This is a genomic window from Variovorax sp. E3 (genome assembly GCF_016082275.1).
Lineage (GTDB): Bacteria > Pseudomonadota > Gammaproteobacteria > Burkholderiales > Burkholderiaceae_C > Variovorax.
Window position 1 is genome coordinate 1 of sequence record NZ_MOWM01000408.1, and the last position, 244, is coordinate 244.

Annotated in this window: 1 pseudogene; it reads left to right on the top strand. The window is 77.0% G+C overall.

Annotated features, from left to right (window positions below):
• Positions 1–244, top strand: a pseudogene (locus tag BMG07_RS41135) (caspase family protein); the annotation flags it as partial.

Below are 244 nucleotides of genomic sequence, written 5' to 3' on the forward strand. Positions count from 1 at the left end.
CTGCCGCGCAAGGCGCGCGACGCGCGGCCGCAGGGCCTGCTGACCTGGGCGCTGGTCGAGGCGCTGGCGCGCAAGCCCGCCACCTGGCGCGACCTGTTCGACGGCGTGCTCGCGCTGTACCCGCCGGTCATCGAGGAGCTCGCGCAGCGCTTTCCCACGCGCGAGCTGCCGTCGCCGGTGGCCGAGGGCAACCTCGATGCGCCGCTGTTCGCCAACAGCGGCGCGCCCCGCGTCCACGCGGCCC